Here is a 17,176-nt window from a genome sequence, read left to right on the forward strand (position 1 = left end):
GCTCAGACGTCCAGACAATAGCGCAGGATGGCCTTTTGCGCGTGCAGGCGGTTCTCGGCCTCGTCAAAGATCACCGATTGCGGGCCGTCCATCACGGATGAGGTCACTTCCTCCTCGCGATGGGCTGGCAGGCAATGCATGAACAGCGCCTGATCACCCGCCGCTGCCATCAGGTCATCGTTCACCTGATAAGGGCGCAACTGGTTGTGGCGGCGTTCGCGGGTCGAGGCCGGGTCATGCATGCTGACCCAGGTATCGGCCACCACCAGATCGGCGCCTTCGACCGCTTTGAACGCGTCGCGTTCGATCTGTACGTTAGCCCCGGCCTCGCGCGCGGCCTGCACAAACGCACCCTCGGGGTCCAGCGGTTCGGGGCCGGTGAAGGTCAGGTCAAAGCCGAACGGCCCGGCGGCGTTCAGGAACGAGGCACAGACATTGTTGCCATCGCCGCACCATACCACTTTCTTGCCTTCGATCGCGCCGCGATGCTCTTCAAACGTCTGGATGTCGGCCATGATCTGGCAGGGATGGGTGCGGTTGGTCAGCCCGTTGATCACCGGCACGGTGGCGTGTTCGGCCAGCTCCAGCAGCGTCGATTCCTCGAACGTGCGGATCATGATCAGGTCGACATAGCGGCTGAGCACGCGGGCCGTGTCGGCGATGGTTTCGCCATGGCCCAGCTGCATGTCATTGCCCGACAGAACCAGCGTCTGCCCGCCCATCTGGCGCACGCCCACGTCAAAGGACACGCGCGTCCGGGTCGAAGGTTTTTCGAACACCAGCGCCACCATGCGCCCGGCCAGCGGCTGATCGGCATCGGGGGTGCCCTTGGGCAACCCGGCGCGCGCGGCTTTCATCGCGTGGGCCTGCGCCATCATGGCTTTCAGGTCGGCGGTGGGGGTTTTGTGAATATCCAGGAAATGCGGCATGGTTTTTATCCTTCGGCCTTGGCATCAAGGGCGGTCTGCACGGCCTCGGCGGCCTTGGTCAGACGGGCCAATGCCTCGTTTATCTCATCATCGCTCAGGTTCAGCGCGGGCAGCAGGCGCACCACGTTGTCGGCCGCCGGCACGGCCAGAACGCCCGCGTCATAGCCCGCGGCCACAACATCCACATTGGGTGCCTTGCACACGATGCCCAGCATCAGGCCGGCCCCGCGCACATGGTCGAACACGTCGGGAAAGCTGGCCACCAGCCCCTCAAGCCCCTGCCGGAACTGACCGCCTTTGCGCGACACATCGGCCAGGAATTCGGGATTGGCGACAATCTCCATCACCTTGGTGCCCACCGCACAGCCCAGAGGGTTGCCGCCATAGGTCGATCCATGGGTGCCCGCAACCATGCCGCTGGCCGCGTCCTCGGTCGCCAGAACCGCGCCCAGGGGGAAGCCGCCGCCAATGCCTTTGGCCACCATCATGATATCGGGGGTGATGCCTGCCCATTCATGGGCAAAAAGCTTGCCCGTCCGGCCCACGCCGCATTGCACCTCGTCCAGGATCAGCAGAACACCGGCCGCGTCGCACAAGGCGCGCAGAGCCTTCATATCGGCGTCCGGCAGGGGCAGAATGCCGCCCTCGCCCTGGATCGGCTCGACAATCACGGCACCGACGCCGGGGTCCTTCAGCGCGTCCTTGGTGGCCGCCATATCGCCGTAATCCAGATGCACGAAACCGGGCAAGAGCGGCCCAAACCCGGCGGTCATCTTTTCCGAACCGGCGGCGGCAATCCCAGCCGACGAGCGGCCATGAAACGCCCCGTGATAGGCGATAATCGTGGTCTTTTCTGGCTGGCCCTTATCGTGCCAATACTTGCGCGCCATCTTCACCGCCAGCTCGCAGGCCTCGGTGCCGGAATTGGTGAAAAACACGGTATCGGCAAAGCTTGCCCCCACCAGCGCATCGGCCAATGCCTGCTGCTGTGGGATCTGGTAGAGGTTCGACACATGCCACAGCTTGCCCGCCTGATCGGTCAGGGCCGCGACAAGGTCCGGATGCGCATGGCCCAGCGAATTCACCGCAATGCCCGAGCCGAGGTCCAGAAAACGTCGCCCGTCGGATGCCTCAAGCCAAACACCCTTGCCCGAGACAAACTCAAGCGGGGCACGGTTATAGGTGGGCAGGATCGAGGGGATCATGATCGTGGTCCTTTGAAATAGAAGCCAATGGGTGCCCCAGCGGGACGTGGCTGTCAACAATGTCGGGGATGTGCCACAGGCACGGGGTGGGGGATGTGCCAAAGGCACAGGAAGATCAAACGCGAGCGCTTAGGCGCGTCGACGTCGCGAAGGGGCGATATGCAGCGTATTGATCATGATCGCAGCCGTAGCGACAAGAAAACGCCCTGTCCACCCCCTCCCCCGTAAGAAAGGTATGAAACCGGCGCAACCAGGCGCCAATCAGCATGTCTTGCGCCGCAAGGCGCGCATTTTAACAGCGGCCCGGCTACGCTTTCAGGCGATATCCTGATCGAAGCCACTGCCAGACCAGCCCCAGAATCACCCCATTGGCGACAAGACACACCACCAGCCCCAGAACCGGGCTGCTGTCCGATTGCCCGATCACCGCGAACCGCGCGCCGTCGATCAGATAGAAAAACGGGTTGGCGTGTGACGCGATCTGCAAGAACCGCGGCAACACGTCCAGCGAATAAAACGTGCCGGAAAGGAAGCTCAGCGGTGTAACTATGAAATTGGTGATCGCGGCCATCTGGTCAAACTTCTGCGCGTAAATCGCCGCCACCAGCCCCAACGCGCCCAGCATCGCGCCGCCCAGCACTACAAAGACGATCAGCCATAAAGGATGCGCAACCGATCCGCCCAGAAGCACAAGCATAAAGATCAGAACCGCCACGGCCACCAGCGCACCGCGCGCAATGGCCCCGGCCAGGTACCCAAACAGCATCTCGCCCGCTGACAATGGCGGCATCAGCGTGTCCACGATATTGCCTTGTACCTTGGCCACCATCAGCGACGAAGATGTGTTGGCAAAAGCGTTCTGGATCACGGTCATCATCAGGATGCCCGGCGCCAGGAACTGGATGAAGGGCACACCCATCACCTCGCCGCGCCGCGGGCCCACGGCCAGTGCAAAGACCGCCAGCAACAAGGCGGACGAAACCAGCGGCCCGGCAACGGTCTGTGTCCAGACGCTCATGAAACGTCGGATTTCGCGGCGGGTCAGCGTGGCCAGCCCCAACCAATTCACCCGGCCAAATCGGCGGGTTCCCATCGTATCTGTTGCGGACATGCGGCGGCCTCTTGAGATGTGGTGTTCTGTTGGGGTTGTATCCCGGGTTGCAGTGCAATTAGAATAGGCCAGATCAGAATTTTGCGCGTGCATTCACGCACAGCGCCCGCCAGTCAGCCAAGGAAACCGAATGTCCTGGACCGAAGAGCGTGTTGAGACGCTGAAGAAACTATGGGGTGAAGGCCAGTCGGCCAGCCAGATCGCAAAAGAACTGGGTGGTGTGACCCGCAATGCCGTGATCGGCAAGGTGCACCGGTTGGGTCTGTCAAACCGCACAAGCGGCGGCGCGGCCCCGGCTGCAAAACCCGCAAAACCCGCCAAGGCCGAGGCCGCACCGCGTGCCGCCAAGCCTGCCGCGAAGCCCGCCCCCAAGGAAGAGCCGGCCACCGAAGCACCCGCCGCCTCGGCACCCGCGCCGGCCCCCACGCCTGCCCGCAAGGCGATCATCCCCGCTGGCCAGCCGCTGCCACCACAGCCTTCGGCCAACGAGATCAGCCCCGAAGCGCTGGCTTCGGTCCGCGAGGTGGAAAAGAAGGCGCGCAAACTGACGCTGATGGAATTGACCGAGCGCACCTGCAAATGGCCGATCGGCGACCCGTCGACCGACGATTTCTGGTTCTGCGGCCTGCCGGTGCAGCAGGGTAAACCCTATTGCGAGGCACATGTGGGCGTGGCGTTCCAGCCAATGAGCTCGCGGCGCGACCGCAAGCGTTAACCAGCGCACATTTTGTGTCAGTTTGATGTCAGCATGCGCGTCGGCGCACAATGGAACCTGCGCAAGCGGGTCTTGGCGGCCGCACCAGCCATGGGCTAAAGCCTAAACCATACGGTTCAGCAGGGGCGGCCATGACATCGATTATTTCCATTAACGGGCTGGGCAAGTCCTATGCAGGCGGCATGCGCGCGCTTGACGACGTGTCGCTTGAGATCGAGAAGGGCGAGATTCTGGCCCTTCTTGGGCCAAACGGCGCGGGCAAGACCACGTTGATATCGGCCATTTGCGGGCTGATCACTCCGACCGAAGGAACCATCAGCGTCGGTGGCCATGACACCATCCGCAGCTTCCGAGCCGCGCGCAACCTGATCGGGCTGGTGCCGCAAGAGATTACGATCGAGCCGTTCGAGACCGTTTTGAACACCGTTCGCCTGTCGCGCGGCCTGTTCGGCAAGCCCCGCAACGAGGCGTATCTGGAACAGGTCCTGAAAGACCTGTCGCTGTGGGACAAGAAAGACACGCCTTGCATGGCGCTGTCGGGCGGCATGAAGCGACGGGTGTTGATCGCCAAGGCGCTGAGCCACGAACCGCAGGTCCTGTTTCTGGACGAACCCACCGCGGGTGTCGATGTCTCGCTGCGCCGGGATATGTGGGAAATGGTGGGCCGTCTGCGTGAAAGCGGCGTGACGATCATTCTGACCACCCACTATATCGAAGAGGCCGAAGAGATGGCCGACCGGATCGGGGTGATCAACAAGGGCAAGCTGCTGCTGGTTGAAGACAAAGACAAGCTGATGACACAGCTGGGCCGCAAGCAACTGATCCTGTCGCTGCAATCTCCGGTGAAGGACATTCCCGAAGCGCTGAGCGAATACAAGCTGCAGCGCGGCAAAACCGATGATGTGCTGCAATATGACTATGACGCGCGGTCTGAACGCACGGGCATTACCCGGCTGGTCGCCGATATGGCCGCCGCTGGTCTTTCGGTACGCGATGTGGAAAGCCGGCAGAGCTCGCTTGAAGATGTATTCCTGACGCTGGTCGAGGAGGGGCAACCATGAATTTCCGCGCGATCTGGGCAATCTACGCCTATGAAATGGCCCGAACTTTCCGCACGCTGGCGCAATCGGTGATCTCGCCGGTTCTGTCGACGGTTCTGTATTTCGTCGTGTTCGGGACCGCCATTGGCAGCCGGATCGAGGATGTCGAGGGCGTGACCTATGGCGCGTTTATCGTGCCGGGCCTGATCATGCTGACACTGCTGCAACAGGCCGTCGCCAACGCCTCGTTCGGGATCTATTTCCCGAAATTCATCGGCACGATCTACGAAGTTCTGACCGCGCCGCTTTCGTTCATCGAGATCGTCATCGGCTATGTGGGCGCGGCGGCGACCAAGGCGGTGATGATTGCGGTGATTATCCTGATCACCTCGGCGTTTTTCGTCGATCTGCAAATCCAGCACCCGGTCTGGATGATTGGCTTTCTTCTGCTGACCGCAATCAGCTTTTCGCTGTTGGGGTTCATCATCGGCATCTGGGCCAGCAATTTCGAACAACTGCAACTGGTGCCGCTGTTGCTGATCACGCCGTTGGTGTTTCTGGGCGGGGCGTTCTATACCGCGTCGATGCTGCCCCCGTTTTGGGAAACGTTGACGCGGTTCAACCCGGTTCTGTACCTGATCTCGGGCTTTCGGTGGTCGTTTTATGGCGTCGCGGATATGCCGGTTGGCTGGTCTTTGGCAGCGGTGCTGTTCTTTCTGGCGCTTTGCCTTGGCTTTGTCTGGTGGATCTTCCGCACCGGTTGGCGCATCCGGCAGTAGCGTCATCGCGCCCGGCCCTGCTAAGCTGGGCGTATGCTGAACCTGCTTCGCCACCCCGTTTTTGCACGCCTTTTCGCGGCGCAGGTCGTAGCGTTGCTGGGGACCGGGTTGCTGAGCGTTGCGTTGGGCTTGTTGGCCTTTGATCTGGCTGGCGCAGATGCGGGCACGGTTCTGGGCACGGTTTACGCCATCAAGATGGTGGCCTATGTGGGCCTTGCACCGCTGGCGACAGCGGCGCTGGCCAACCTGCCGCGCAAGGCGGTGCTGGTGGGGGCGGACCTGATCCGGGCCGTGGTGGCCGTGGCTTTGCCGTTTGTCACCGAGATCTGGCAGATCTACGTGCTGATCTTCGTATTGCAGGCCGCATCGGCCACATTCACCCCGGTCTTTCAGGCCACGATCCCGGACATTCTGAAAGACGAGCGGCGGTATACCCGCGCATTGTCCCTGTCGCGATTGGCCTATGATCTGGAATCGCTGCTGAGCCCTGCGATGGCCGCCCTGCTGTTGGGGCTGATGAGCTATTCCAACCTGTTCCTTGGCACGGTTATGGGCTTTGCCCTGTCGACCCTGTTGGTGGCGCGCGCAGCCATCCCCGCCGCCCAGTCCCAGCATCAGCCGTTCTGGACCCGAGTGACCAAGGGCACCCGCATCTACCTTGCCACGCCCCGCCTGCGCGGGTTGCTGGCGCTGACCCTTGTTGCGGCCGCGGGGTCAGCCTTTGTGATCGTCAACACGGTGGTCATCGTACGGGGCGCCTTTGGCGGCGGCGAGGTGGCGTTGGGCGTGGCCATGGCATCCTATGGCGCGGGTTCCATGGTTGTGGCACTGGGATTGCCGCCACTCTTGGACCGTGTCGGAGACCGGACGGTCATGCTGGTTGGCGGGATGGTGATGGTTGGATTGTTGGCGGTTCTGGCAGGGGCGATAGGTGTGACAAGCTGGTTGGCTTTGCTGGTGCTGTGGGTCTTGCTGGGCATGGCCTATTCATCGCTTGTGACCCCGGCCGGGCGGCTTTTGCGCCGGTCCGCGCATTCGGGGGATCGAGCCGCTGTTTTCGCGGCGCATTTTGCGCTGAGCCACTTGTGCTGGCTGTTCACCTATCCGATGGCCGGGTGGATCGGCGGGCGCATATCGTTATCGGCGGCCCTGCTCGCGCTGGCCGTGCTGTCGGCCATTGGCGTGGTGTTGGCGCTGCGGCTGTGGCGTCCTGACAGCCGGGCGCCGATTGCACATGCCCATGACGACCTGCCCCCCGACCACCCGCATCTGGCAGGCGGGCAAGGCCCCCACGCCCATCCTGTTGTGATCGACGCGCTGCACCCAAACTGGCCGCACAGACCCTGAGGCCTAGTTCTTCTTCAACCGTTTCAACAACTCTTCGCGGGCTTTTTCACGCAGTTCGCGGCGCACGGCATCTTCAACCGTTTCACCTTCTTCGCGATCAACGCCCAAAGCGCGCGAAATCTCGTCGCGCACACGCTCTTCGGCTTCTTCGCGGCGTTCGGCATTCTGGGCTTTCCACTGTTCCTTGGCGAACTCGTCAATATCCACGGAAAGCTTCGGGCCAGACCACGGGCCCCGGATTTTCAGCGGCAATACAAGTGCGCCCTGCCCCTCGGTCTGAGCGACGGTGCGCGGGGTCAGCAACATGTCGAGCGTTTGCGGTCCCAAAGCGATGTCGCCCTTGCCAGTGGCCGACAGTCGGTCCGAGGCCACCTGAAAGTCATTCGTCCGTGCCACACCGTTTTCGATCCGAAACGTGGCCGTTGCGCCATTGAACACGGTCTGTGTGTTCGATTGGGGCGTGCCATCCGGGTTGCGCCAGCGCTCGCGCACATTAATGCCCGACAGAACACCCGGCCCAAGCGCCAGCGACATGTTGCCCTTCAGGCTGTGCATGATGGCGTCGACATTTCCGCCAACGCCAAGGAAATCCAGGCTCATATCCGCGGCCCCGGTCAACCGGTCAAAGTCGCCCGCCGTGGACAAAAGCGGTTGCAGACCAATACCGCGCGCCGTCAGGTCACCGCCGACAGACAGACTGCCGCGGCCATTCATGACAAAATTGCCGGTGATCTGGCCGTCGAACGCCCGCAGATCGCGGATATCGACCACAAGGCGACGGTCCGTCAGGGTGATCAGGCTGTTGAGGCGGCCAAGGCTTGTCTGCCCGAAATCGACACTGTCGGCAGTGACGGCAAGCTCCATCTCCATCAACGCAAGCGGTGCGATGTCGATCGGCGTCTTGGGCCAGCCTTGCGGGGTGTTCGCGACGGTGGCGTCACCGCTTGCGCCGGTGCTGTGCTGCGCGGCAGGGGTCAGGGCCGCAAGGTTCAGGGGACCACCATCCAGCCGCCCCACAAGACGCGGACGGTCGCCCGGCATCAGGTCCAGCGCGCCGGTCACGCGGTTTCCATCCACCTGCACCACCAATTCGCGCAAATGGGCGGAGCCTTCGGGGGCAAGGGTCAGCTGTGTGTTAAGCTTGACGGCCTGCCCAAAACCAGCGGGCAGGTTGGGTGGCGTCGTGCCAGACAGGGCAAAAAGCGGCGCCAGATCGCTGACATCAACCTCCAGCGCGCCGGTGGCAGCCAGCGGCGCCAATCCCGCGCGTCCGTCAAAAGCAATGCGCGCGTCACCGGCTGCAAAGTCAAAGCTGACCGGGCTGACCTGCCCCGCCATGAGCGCGGCCAGGGCGCCCAGCTTGGTAGAGGCCGCGAAATCCTGCCCGCGCAGCCGCCCCGACAGATCCACCGCAACCGGTTGACCGGGATCCGGCGCGGCAAGGTTCAGCGTCACGTTCTGCAGGTCCAGCGCCTGCCCGGTGCCATGATCAACAAAGCGCAAACGCCCATCGCGAATGGTCAGCGTCTCGATCGTCGGAGGTGCCGCGGGCGTTGCCTGAGCGCTGCTCTGCGTGCCTTCGGACGCTTGGGTGGGCGCGGTTTCCGGCGCAAGCACCCAGTTGGCGCGCCCGTCGCTGTGACGCTCCAACACGATGTCCGGCGACAGGATCGTGATCTCGCGCAGCTTGACCTGCCCGCCCAGCAACGCCTGCATATCCAGCCCCACGGTCAACCCTTCGGCGCGCAACATGGGCGCGTCGCTGGCCCAATCGGCGTTCGACAGGCTGACCGCGCCGGTGCGCAGCCCCGGTTCGGGCCAGACCGAGGGCACCAGCCGCCCCGACATCGCCAGGTGCCGCCCGGTGGCCTTTTCCACCTGGTTGGAAACCAGATCACCGATCTTGTCCGCCGGCAGCAGGAACAGCCCCCCCACCAGCAGAACGACCAGCAACACCAAGGCAAAGAAAATCCGGATCAACCAGCGCATGACCACCCCTTGTGAATAGCGTTTGCGGGAAACCTACGCACAGGCGGGCCGTGCAACAATCCCCTACCGCAGGCGAAACCGCTGCCGCAGGCCCAGCGCCAGGAAAAACAGCAGGATATAGCCCATGACCGTCTGCGTTCCGCTGAGAAGGGCCATCACCGTATCAAACTGGTCGATCTCATCGCGAAAAAAGCTGCGCTGAAACCCGAAGAAGTTGAAGATGGACGAGAAGGACAGGCCAACGGCGCCGAGGAACCGCTCGGTGAGCGAAGCCCCGTTCTGGCCAAAAAAATAGCAGCCGTAGTACAGGGACGGAACTGTGAACAGCAGCGCCAGCCACCTCATGGGCCGCGCGATGGAATAGCCGTAGTTCGAAAACACCCAAAAGGCGAAATAGGGCAGCCGTTGCCAGATCGACCCGACGCGCCGGGCAAACCCCATTTCCTTGCGGAAAAAGAAATGTTCGTCTTCCGGCAGGCCCTGTTTGCCCACCACATGCCGGATGGTGGCCGCAGATTCCCGCGCGGCGATCAGGGCGTCTTGGTCTTTGGGCCTGTCAATCTGCACCGGCCAATGCCCATCGCGCGCGGTGAAGGTGGTTTGATCGTGCAGGATGGCCCCGCTGAGATCAGGGAAGGTCTGATGGAACTTGGCCAGCCGAAAACTGGTGGGCCGGGCAAACTGCGCCCCGGCGAACGTGACGGGGGCGGGTTTGCTGCGCTTTGCCGTTCCAAATTCCGAATTGTCGAAGAAGACCGGCCCGTCAAAAGTGGCGGAGTCGAAGTTGGCGTCGGCGCTGAACGCGGCGGAGACGAAGTTGGCGTCGGCGCTGAATGTGGCGGAGTCGAAGTAGGCGTCGGCGCTGAATGTGGCGGAGGAGAAGTAGGCGACGTCACTGAATGTGGCGGAGTCGAAGTTGGCTTCGGCGCTGAACGTGGCGGAGTCGAAGTAGGCGTCGGCGCTGAACGCGGCGGAGACGAAGTTGGCGGAGACGAAGTTGGCGTCGGCGCTGAATGTGGCGGATTCGAAGTTGGCGTCGGCGCTGAATGTGGCGGAGTCGAAGTAGGCGGCAGAGGCAAAAACCCGCTTTTCCAATACAACCGACTTGGGAAAGTGGGTTTTTGAGCAATCCATTACGTCCGACGGATCCGGCAGACCGGGATAGGGGAACCCATCGCCATTGCGCGTTTGCATCTCTTCCTTGTGAAGCCGTGCAACCTCGTCTGCGATGGCGTCCCAGCCTTCGGTCTCTTCCACATCAATGCGGCAGGTCACGGCGACCTCGGCCCGGCGCTCGGGCGACATGTTCTGACAGGCCCAGGCGTTCCAGACCCGGCGGTTGCGCTGCTCCAGTTCCCAATCAATTTCCCCCTCCTGCTCGCCATAAAGCGTGGCCAGCACGTACCAGGGGTTCCTATTTGCGGGGGTCAGATCGGCCATCGTTACGTCCTGTGAACACACAACCGCAGGGTATGCCGCGGGGCGGCAGGGTGCAACGGCGCTATTCCATATTCGGGCGCGCGTCGCTATACGGCGCCTATGTCCAGCAATCCGCCCGACCTCCGCCCTGATCTTGCGCCGAAACCGCGTATGTCTGACCCCGCCCGCCCCGGCCAGCCAACCATTGGCATGGTCTCGCTGGGCTGCCCCAAGGCGCTGGTGGACAGCGAGCGCATCCTGACCCGCCTGCGCGCCGAGGGCTATGCGATCAGCCCCGATTACACCGGCGCCGAGGCGGTGATTGTGAACACCTGCGGGTTTCTGGACAGCGCCAAGGCCGAAAGCCTTGAGGCGATTGGCGAGGCGTTGGCCGAGAACGGGCGGGTGATCGTCACCGGCTGTCTGGGCGCCGAAGAGGATTACATTCGCGGCACCCACCCCTCGGTTCTGGCGGTCACGGGGCCGCATCAGTATGAACAGGTGCTGGACGCGGTGCATGCCGCCGTGCCGCCCGCGCCCGACCCCTATATCGACCTGCTGCCGGCCAGTGGCGTGTCGCTGACCCCGCGCCATTACAGCTATCTGAAGATCTCCGAGGGCTGTAACCACAAATGCAAGTTCTGCATCATCCCCGATATGCGCGGCCGTCTGGCCAGCCGCCCCGCCCATGCGGTGCTGCGCGAGGCGGAGAAGCTGGTGGAGGCCGGGGTGAAAGAGCTGCTGGTGATCAGCCAGGACACCAGCGCCTATGGCGTGGATATCAAACATGCCGAGGCGAACGGCCACCGCGCCCATATCACCGATCTGGCCCGCGATCTGGGCGGTCTGGGCGCCTGGGTGCGGCTGCATTACGTGTATCCCTATCCGCATGTGCGTCAGCTGATCCCGCTGATGGCCGAGGGGCTGATCCTGCCCTATCTGGACATCCCGTTCCAGCACGCCCATCCCGACACGCTGCGCCGGATGGCCCGGCCCGCGGCGGCGGCCAAAACGCTGGACGAGATCGCGGCGTGGCGGCGCGACTGCCCTGATATCACCCTTCGGTCGACCTTTATCGTGGGTTATCCGGGCGAGACCGAGGCGGAGTTCCAGACCCTGCTGGACTGGATGGACGAGGCGCAGCTGGACCGGGTGGGCTGTTTTCAATACGAAAACGTCGATGGTGCCCGGTCCAATACCCTGCCCGACCATGTGCCGGATGAGGTGAAACAAGACCGCTGGAACCGGTTCATGGAGAAGGCGCAGGCGATATCCGAGGCCAAGCTGGCCGCCAAGGTTGGCACCCGGATGGAGGTGATCGTGGATGATATCGACGAAGACGGCATCGCCACCTGCCGCACCAAAGCCGACGCGCCCGAGATCGACGGCAACCTCTTTATCGACGAAGGCACCGAGGGGCTGCGGGTGGGTCAGATCGTGACGGTTGAGGTGGACGAGGCCGGTGAATACGACCTGTGGGGCGGCGTAGTTTAATCCGTACCTTTTTCATCGTCGTTCTCTACAACTTCGGTAACTACCTCCCGAATTTTCGGCGCAGGCTTCTGCCACACAGTTAGATTTTGGCCAATTTCACGATAGAATTCGGGGACCATTCCTTCGAGCTCAGCAACAAAGTTCGCTTGTTGCGTAAATTTGGCTCCTAGCCGCCTTGCCAAGTAGACATGGAAGCTAATCACCTGCAAATCGCTCTTGTCTTGTTCGCACAAGCCGGGGTCGGCACGTAGATCGCTTAAAGCGTGTACAGTATTTTCGCTCCTACCGGGCCACGAAAACCTGACAAATACATCCTCCGACTTTTCAGTTTTGAGTTGTCTTAACAACCAATTCAATCTTGCCTTGGAAGAACGCCTATCTTCAGGTGCGCGGATTGTCATACCCACCTCGACGGTACGCCGATTTAAGTCGGCGACAATGTCCAAAGGCGCTGCTGCATGAGGAACATCCAAAGAGACACTCAGTTGATGAGATTCCCTGAGCAGAATAAGATCGTCCTTAAATCTCTCTGCAGGATCATTAAGGTGTTTGCGTGGCAATTTTTGATGGACTGGAGTTTCAGTTTCTCGGGTCAGAATCAACGAAAGGTCCTTTGTTTCCTGGTGCCAAGCTTCTATAACTACGGCAACTTCTGAAGACTTGGGAATAACCTTTCCACCTGCCGAGATTTGCCGGTTGAGGTCGGTCCACTCTGGAGGCATACGGTCAAACCCTTTAACTCCTGCACTCTCGTGGGTAAGAAACCGGACCAACTCCTCCAGTATAATCAGATGTTTGCCGTCTGAAACCGATTGGTTGTTTATCAACAATTCTGCGGCGGTTCGTATGAACATCCAAGACCAATGAAACACGGGCAGCTTTGAGCGGCTTCTACGAACTTCTTCGACTGGATGTTGTTGGGGTCTAGTGGCGAATTGGTTTGAGATAGAGATCACGCAGTCGATACCGTTGTCCTTTGCTAGGACACGGTACTTTTCAATTTGCTCGGCAGTAAGTTGTGCGTTCCCCACTTTGGATTCCACAATTGCCCGCCATTCGCGAGCACCCGTTTTTACCACGATCAGCCCGTCGGGGCGGTCCTTTGAGATGTTCTTTTCGGTTTTGAATACAATCTCTGTGTACGCTTGCACGGTGGTTCGTTTTCCAACACGCTGTCCGACTGTCCCTAACAGCTCCACGCCAAACTCTTCAACTAGCGCAAGGCAGGACAAAACAATTGATGTTGTTCTTCCCTCTTTTGAGGTTGTTGCCAAAACCGGGAAAAGGCGTGCAACTTCGCCTTGGCTAAGAAAATCTGGACGAACCATATGTAATCCCCTCAAAGTTGATCCCAGCGTAACCGCAATACGCTTTTTGCTTCAACCACAACGTAAATTTCTTGCGTTTCCATTTCTCCATAATAACTGGTGGCTGCCTTGCCGTTTTACGCGCAGGGTTGCATCTTGTCGCGAACCCGCGTTCCTTGGCGGGGGTGTCACAAAGGAACCCGACATGGCCTGGATCAAAACCGTCCCCTATGCCGAAAGCTCTGGCCGATTGCGCCGCCTTTACGACCGGGTGAAGGGGCCGGGCGACAATGTCGACAACATCATGATGGCCCACAGCCTGCGCCCCCATTCGATGGAGGGGCATATGGCGCTGTATAAGAACGTGCTGCACCACACCGGCAATGTGGTGCCGAAATGGTTTCTGGAGGTGCTCGGGGTCTGGGTCAGCCTGCTGAACCGCTGCGACTATTGTGTGGAACACCATTTTGCCGGTCTGTCGCGCCTGCTGGACGATCCGGCGCGGGCGCAGGCAGTCCGCGCAGGGCTGGAGGCCGCCGCGCCCAACCAAACCGGCTTGACCGACGCGCAGATAGCCGCGCTGGACTATGCGCGCAAACTGACCGAAGCGCCGGCCAGCGTGACCGAGGGCGACATGGCCACATTGCGCGCCGCGGGTTGGGACGATGGCGAGATCCTCGAGATCAACCAGGTCACCGCCTATTTTGCCTATGCCAACCGCACGGTGCTGGGGCTGGGTTGTTCCACCCAAGGGGATGTGCTGGGCCTGTCGCCGGGAAATTCAGAAAACCCCGACGACTGGTCACATCACTAGGCCCGACCGAGGGCTGCCACGCCGGTGGCCGCAAGGGCCAGAGCAACGCCCGACGCGATGGTGCGGGTGATGTTCCAGACCTGCCATGGTTGCGAATAAGCGTCCCAGATGTCAGCGGCCGCGTCGCGATCCGACGGGATATCGACAAGGGCCAGCGCCTCGTTCATCGGCACGTTGACCGACATGGTCAGGATCACGCCACCAAAGGCACAGACCGCCCCGCCCGCAACAAAGGCCAGCACAGCGGCACGCGCACCGACCCGGAAGGCGCAGTACCCGGCCAGGAACAAAACAAACGGCGTACCAAAGAAAGCCGGGGCAAATGTGGCATTGCGGACCGAGGCATTCATGGCCTGCATCGCCTCGATCGCGATGCGCGGGTCGGCGGCGTCCAGCCCCCACATGGTTGAACAGATCCAGGCATAGAAGAAACCAAAGATGGCACCGGCAAACAGCACGGCAACGATTCCGGTTGAAAGGGCAATGAGGCGCATGAGTAACTCCGATCTCTTATGCGTACATAGCTGTACGGATTGACTGATGCGTACAGATGTGTTCGGAAGATTGCAAGATGGGATTTCACCGGGCAGGGACATGCGCGACGACCAGAAAGATGCCAGGATGCAGCAGATCGAAGGCGTGGCCTATGACCTGTTGGCCCAAGTAGGGTATGGCGGTGCCTCGATGCTGAAAGTGGCGCGGGCGGCCAAAGCGTCGAACGAGACGATGTATCGCTGGTACGGTGACAAGCGCGGCCTTTTCGCGGCCATGGTTCGTCGGAACGCCAGCGACCTGCGTGACCAGCTTGATGCAGGGCGCGTTGCGCAAACCGCGCCCGAGGACAGCCTGCGGCAGGCCGCCCCGGCACTGTTGCAGATGGTTCTGGGCGACAAGGCGATCCTTCTGAACCGCGCCGCAGCCTGCGATGCAAGTGGCGAGTTGGGACAGGTGATCGCCGCCGAGGGCCGCGACCAGATCGCCCCACGGATCAGTGCGCTGATCGCAAGGCTGCCGGATGCGCGGGCCGATCAGGTGCGCGCGCAAACCGATCTTTTCCTGTCTTTGCTGATCGGCGACCGTCAGATCCGGCGGGTGATCGGCACCCTTCCCGCCCCCGGCACCGAGGAAACGCGGGCCGAGGCCGATCTGGCCGTCACTCGATTTCTTCTTTTGCTACGCAGCTGATCACAACGGTTTGGTCAGTTTCCAAACCTGTTCCGATGGGTAGTCGCGCGCCCAGGTTCCAGAGATGGCAAAAAGATCCCGCGTGTTGTCGGGCGGGGCGTACAGTTCGAGATAGCCATCGATGGTGAACCCGATTTCGGCAAAAAGCTTCATCCAGTCGGCATGGCTGAGATTAAATTCGAACCCGCCGGGATCAATCTCGACCTCGCTCCAGTCAAAGGTGCGCATGTCCCGCATCGGGCGGTGCAGCGTCGGCTCGCATTTTGCGCCGTCCCAAGGCGTGCATGCCATAACCAACGGGTGATTGCCCAGAAAAACCAGCCGCCCGCCGGGGCGCAGCAAGCGCCACGCCTCGCGCAGCCACAGGTCGGGGTCACACCAGATCGCCGCGCCATATTCGGAAATCGCAAAGTCAAAGCTTGCATCCGGCAGGCCGGTTTCCTCGGCATTGCCTTCGATCAAGGTCAGATCAATCTTGTGCTCGGCCGCAAGTTCGCGCGCGGTGGCCAACTGCCCGGACGAGATATCAATACCCGTCACCTTTGCGCCGCGCCGGGCCATCCAGGCGGCAATATAGGCCGTGCCGCACCCCAGTTCGATCGCATCCATGCCGCGCATATCCTCGGGCAGCATTTGAACCTCGGTCTCTGGATTGCGCCAAATGCCCCAGTTGACATTCGGTGACCCCCAGGCAAGCCGCCCGGGCTCGACCCAGTCATCGGCCATGCCGTTCCAATAGTCGCGATTCATTCCAACGTGGCGGCCGGTCATGATGTTTCTTCCTTGTCGTCATCCACCTGGTCGATTCGTCGGATCATTTCACTGTTGTTTCCAAACTCTTGCCAGAAATGCCCGGAACGTTCGCTGGTCAGCGTAATGGCCAGGGTCGAGTTCTGTTCGGCGGTATAGGTCATCTCGACGCTGCGTTCGTCGCCCAGATCCAGCGTCAGTTTGTTTTCCAACGACACCCCTTCGACCACGGTTTGTGTCTTGTTCAGCTTGCTGGCGCCGCTGCCGATCGGGTGGCCGGTATTGCCCCAGTTAACGTCGTTGATTGGAGTAAAATAGGGGTCTGTGGGCCGCGACTGGATCGGCTCGTACACGCGCAGGACCGTGGCCGAGTATCGCTTGTCGGTGGGTTGGTAATGGTTTTCGTATTCGCGGAACCGCATCAAAACCGGCAGGGCGACCTGTTGGTCACCGGGGATGGCCGGGAAGTTGTCATCCACCGTCACGTTGCGCCAGAATTTCAGCGTGCTGGCCACGCCATCGGCCTTGAACACAATCGAGCCGCTGCGCTTGTCTTCCGTCTTGTAGGTCACGGCGGCCTTGATCGTTTGATCCACGTTAAAGCCCAACCGCAAGTCAAAGACGGGGGCATAGTGGCGTTTTTCTATCACTTTACCGGTGGGGTAGAATGGGCCGAAGATCCGTTCGAACCAGCCGAGCAGTTTGTCTTCGTTGTCCAACGTGACGAAGTTGCCGCTTTCGATATCCAGAATTTGGGTCAACGGGGTTTGCAGCCGGTCGATGAGGATGCCAAGAAGTTGATCCGACAGGCCCTTCAGCCCGCCGCGCGCGGTCTGGAATTGCGGCATAGGCGTCGCGCCGCCTTGCCGGATCACGTCCGCCGCCATACGGGCCAGCCCCTCGGGATCGTGGGACAGCCAATCGGCCAATTGTTCACGTGGCAGTCCGAAGGGAGAGCGTTCTATACCCACCACCCCGTCGCGGTCGGCGGTGCCTTCAATATCATCCTGGGCCATAATGTCCCTACGCAATCACTGAAAACCAATGCCCGAAACCTGTCAGAGGGCGCAGCCCCGCGCAACGTTTTTTACC

Annotated in this window: 16 protein-coding genes; 7 read left to right on the forward strand and 9 right to left on the reverse strand. The window is 61.3% G+C overall.

What is annotated here, in order from left to right:
• Positions 1–2: 2 nt before the first annotated feature.
• The 3 genes from argF to ACMU_RS08595 form a co-directional block, all read right to left on the reverse strand.
• Positions 3–929, reverse strand: coding sequence for an ornithine carbamoyltransferase (gene argF, locus ACMU_RS08585; protein WP_035258407.1), 927 nt, complete (start codon positions 927–929; stop codon positions 3–5).
• Positions 930–934: 5 nt separating this feature from the next.
• The gene (locus ACMU_RS08590; RefSeq protein ID WP_035258408.1) at positions 935–2,134 is read right to left on the reverse strand and encodes an aspartate aminotransferase family protein; all 1,200 of its coding nucleotides are present in this window, start codon (positions 2,132–2,134) and stop codon (positions 935–937) included.
• 307 nt (positions 2,135–2,441) lie between these two features.
• Entirely contained in the window at positions 2,442–3,245 is an 804-nt protein-coding gene (locus ACMU_RS08595; protein WP_035258411.1) for an ABC transporter permease, read from the reverse strand.
• A 130-nt stretch (positions 3,246–3,375) separates the two neighbouring features.
• On the opposite strand from ACMU_RS08595, the gene ACMU_RS08600 reads away from it, so the two are divergent.
• From ACMU_RS08600 to ACMU_RS08615, 4 genes are all read left to right on the forward strand, one after another.
• Positions 3,376–3,960 (forward strand): GcrA family cell cycle regulator, encoded by a 585-nt coding sequence (locus ACMU_RS08600; RefSeq protein ID WP_035258414.1) that lies wholly within the window; start codon positions 3,376–3,378, stop codon positions 3,958–3,960.
• 131 nt (positions 3,961–4,091) lie between these two features.
• A complete protein-coding gene (locus tag ACMU_RS08605) occupies positions 4,092–5,021 on the forward strand; it encodes an ABC transporter ATP-binding protein (RefSeq protein ID WP_035258416.1) in 930 nt (309 codons plus the stop codon).
• Entirely contained in the window at positions 5,018–5,779 is a 762-nt protein-coding gene (locus tag ACMU_RS08610) for an ABC transporter permease (RefSeq protein ID WP_035258417.1), read from the forward strand. Before ACMU_RS08605 ends, ACMU_RS08610 begins: the two co-directional genes overlap by 4 nt.
• 33 nt (positions 5,780–5,812) lie before the next feature.
• Complete coding sequence (locus ACMU_RS08615; protein ID WP_035258418.1) at positions 5,813–7,126, forward strand: MFS transporter; 1,314 nt, start codon at positions 5,813–5,815, stop codon at positions 7,124–7,126.
• A gap of 3 nt (positions 7,127–7,129) precedes the next feature.
• Here ACMU_RS08615 and ACMU_RS08620 read toward each other — a convergent pair whose 3' ends face one another.
• Together ACMU_RS08620 and ACMU_RS19715 are read right to left on the reverse strand one after the other, a co-directional pair.
• The gene (locus tag ACMU_RS08620) at positions 7,130–9,115 is read right to left on the reverse strand and encodes an AsmA family protein (RefSeq protein ID WP_035258419.1); all 1,986 of its coding nucleotides are present in this window, start codon (positions 9,113–9,115) and stop codon (positions 7,130–7,132) included.
• A 63-nt stretch (positions 9,116–9,178) separates the two neighbouring features.
• The gene (locus ACMU_RS19715; protein ID WP_051588189.1) at positions 9,179–10,555 is read right to left on the reverse strand and encodes a pentapeptide repeat-containing protein; all 1,377 of its coding nucleotides are present in this window, start codon (positions 10,553–10,555) and stop codon (positions 9,179–9,181) included.
• Between the two features lie 99 nt (positions 10,556–10,654).
• Between ACMU_RS19715 and rimO the strand changes: the two genes are divergently transcribed.
• Positions 10,655–12,028 (forward strand): 30S ribosomal protein S12 methylthiotransferase RimO, encoded by a 1,374-nt coding sequence (gene rimO, locus ACMU_RS08630; RefSeq protein WP_035258420.1) that lies wholly within the window; start codon positions 10,655–10,657, stop codon positions 12,026–12,028.
• On the opposite strand, the gene ACMU_RS08635 is transcribed toward rimO, so the two are convergent.
• On the reverse strand, positions 12,025–13,356 hold the full coding sequence (locus ACMU_RS08635) for a hypothetical protein (protein WP_152544561.1): 1,332 nt from the start codon (positions 13,354–13,356) through the stop codon (positions 12,025–12,027). The two genes, rimO and ACMU_RS08635, sit on opposite strands and share 4 nt — an antisense overlap.
• Before the next feature lie 184 nt (positions 13,357–13,540).
• On the opposite strand from ACMU_RS08635, the gene ACMU_RS08640 reads away from it, so the two are divergent.
• Positions 13,541–14,149 carry a carboxymuconolactone decarboxylase family protein gene (locus ACMU_RS08640; RefSeq protein ID WP_035258422.1) on the forward strand — a complete coding sequence of 203 codons (609 nt, stop codon included), beginning with the start codon at positions 13,541–13,543 and terminating at the stop codon, positions 14,147–14,149.
• Here the strand turns inward: ACMU_RS08640 and ACMU_RS08645 are convergent.
• Complete coding sequence (locus tag ACMU_RS08645) at positions 14,146–14,643, reverse strand: anthrone oxygenase family protein (protein ID WP_035258424.1); 498 nt, start codon at positions 14,641–14,643, stop codon at positions 14,146–14,148. The genes ACMU_RS08640 and ACMU_RS08645 overlap by 4 nt on opposite strands.
• A gap of 100 nt (positions 14,644–14,743) precedes the next feature.
• On the opposite strand from ACMU_RS08645, the gene ACMU_RS08650 reads away from it, so the two are divergent.
• Complete coding sequence (locus tag ACMU_RS08650; RefSeq protein ID WP_035258426.1) at positions 14,744–15,334, forward strand: TetR/AcrR family transcriptional regulator; 591 nt, start codon at positions 14,744–14,746, stop codon at positions 15,332–15,334.
• Here ACMU_RS08650 and ACMU_RS08655 read toward each other — a convergent pair whose 3' ends face one another.
• On the reverse strand, positions 15,335–16,105 hold the full coding sequence (locus tag ACMU_RS08655) for a class I SAM-dependent methyltransferase (protein WP_035258427.1): 771 nt from the start codon (positions 16,103–16,105) through the stop codon (positions 15,335–15,337). It lies immediately after the preceding gene.
• Positions 16,102–17,100, reverse strand: coding sequence for a hypothetical protein (locus ACMU_RS08660; protein WP_035258429.1), 999 nt, complete (start codon positions 17,098–17,100; stop codon positions 16,102–16,104). The genes ACMU_RS08655 and ACMU_RS08660 overlap by 4 nt, the downstream gene beginning before the upstream one ends.
• Positions 17,101–17,176 lie beyond the last annotated feature (76 nt).

It is taken from the genome of Actibacterium mucosum KCTC 23349 (assembly GCF_000647975.1).
Taxonomy (GTDB): Bacteria; Pseudomonadota; Alphaproteobacteria; order Rhodobacterales; family Rhodobacteraceae; genus Actibacterium; species Actibacterium mucosum.

Bases quoted from the DNA above. Each gene is read 5' to 3' on its own strand.
- ACMU_RS08660 (WP_035258429.1), bottom strand. From the start codon at position 17,100: ATGGCCCAGGATGATATTGAAGGCACCGCCGACCGCGACGGGGTGGTG.
- ACMU_RS08600 (WP_035258414.1), top strand. From the start codon at position 3,376: ATGTCCTGGACCGAAGAGCGTGTTGAGACGCTGAAGAAACTATGGGGT.
- rimO (WP_035258420.1), top strand. From the start codon at position 10,655: ATGTCCAGCAATCCGCCCGACCTCCGCCCTGATCTTGCGCCGAAACCG.
- ACMU_RS19715 (WP_051588189.1), bottom strand. From the start codon at position 10,555: ATGGCCGATCTGACCCCCGCAAATAGGAACCCCTGGTACGTGCTGGCC.
- ACMU_RS08655 (WP_035258427.1), bottom strand. From the start codon at position 16,105: ATGACCGGCCGCCACGTTGGAATGAATCGCGACTATTGGAACGGCATG.
- ACMU_RS08605 (WP_035258416.1), top strand. From the start codon at position 4,092: ATGACATCGATTATTTCCATTAACGGGCTGGGCAAGTCCTATGCAGGC.
- ACMU_RS08590 (WP_035258408.1), bottom strand. From the start codon at position 2,134: ATGATCCCCTCGATCCTGCCCACCTATAACCGTGCCCCGCTTGAGTTT.
- argF (WP_035258407.1), bottom strand. From the start codon at position 929: ATGCCGCATTTCCTGGATATTCACAAAACCCCCACCGCCGACCTGAAA.
- ACMU_RS08645 (WP_035258424.1), bottom strand. From the start codon at position 14,643: ATGCGCCTCATTGCCCTTTCAACCGGAATCGTTGCCGTGCTGTTTGCC.
- ACMU_RS08595 (WP_035258411.1), bottom strand. From the start codon at position 3,245: ATGTCCGCAACAGATACGATGGGAACCCGCCGATTTGGCCGGGTGAAT.
- ACMU_RS08615 (WP_035258418.1), top strand. From the start codon at position 5,813: ATGCTGAACCTGCTTCGCCACCCCGTTTTTGCACGCCTTTTCGCGGCG.
- ACMU_RS08640 (WP_035258422.1), top strand. From the start codon at position 13,541: ATGGCCTGGATCAAAACCGTCCCCTATGCCGAAAGCTCTGGCCGATTG.
- ACMU_RS08620 (WP_035258419.1), bottom strand. From the start codon at position 9,115: ATGCGCTGGTTGATCCGGATTTTCTTTGCCTTGGTGTTGCTGGTCGTT.
- ACMU_RS08650 (WP_035258426.1), top strand. From the start codon at position 14,744: ATGCGCGACGACCAGAAAGATGCCAGGATGCAGCAGATCGAAGGCGTG.
- ACMU_RS08635 (WP_152544561.1), bottom strand. From the start codon at position 13,356: ATGGTTCGTCCAGATTTTCTTAGCCAAGGCGAAGTTGCACGCCTTTTC.
- ACMU_RS08610 (WP_035258417.1), top strand. From the start codon at position 5,018: ATGAATTTCCGCGCGATCTGGGCAATCTACGCCTATGAAATGGCCCGA.